Below are 458 nucleotides of genomic sequence, written 5' to 3' on the forward strand. Positions count from 1 at the left end.
ATCCTGGACAGAACGGGTGCTGCGCTGGCGCTGGACGGTGCGACATTTAGTTCAGAAACAACCCTGAATAACGGAACCAACACCATTCCGTTCCAGGCGCGTTATTTTGCAACCGGTGCCGCAACCCCGGGTGCTGCTAATGCGGATGCGACCTTCAAGGTTCAGTATCAATAACCTACCCAGGTTCAGGGACGTCATTACGGGCAGGGATGCCCACCCTTGTGTGATAAAAATAACGATGAAAAGGAAGAGATTATTTCTATTAGCGTCGTTGCTGCCAATGTTTGCTCTGGCCGGAAATAAATGGAATACCACGCTGCCCGGCGGAAATATGCAATTTCAGGGCGTCATTATTGCGGAAACTTGCCGGATTGAAGCTGGTGATAAACAAATGACGGTCAATATGGGGCAAATCAGCAGTAACCGGTTTCACGCGGTAGGGGAAGATAGCGCACCGG

At 50.9% G+C, this 458-nt stretch carries 2 protein-coding genes; both read left to right on the forward strand.

All coding sequences use genetic code 11. From position 1 onward, the window contains the following. Nucleotides 1-3: 3 nt before the first annotated feature. Nucleotides 4-174: a fimbrial protein gene (locus tag K9U41_RS24030; RefSeq protein ID WP_432715858.1), complete on the forward strand. Its 171-nt coding sequence runs from the start codon at nucleotides 4-6 to the stop codon at nucleotides 172-174. Between the two features lie 157 nt (nucleotides 175-331). Beyond that, a partial coding sequence (locus tag K9U41_RS24035; protein ID WP_432715859.1) for a fimbrial protein occupies nucleotides 332-458 on the forward strand: 127 nt, incomplete at its 3' end.

It is taken from the genome of Xanthobacter autotrophicus (genome assembly GCF_029991245.1).
GTDB classification, from domain to species: Bacteria; Pseudomonadota; Alphaproteobacteria; order Rhizobiales; family Xanthobacteraceae; genus Xanthobacter; species Xanthobacter autotrophicus_C.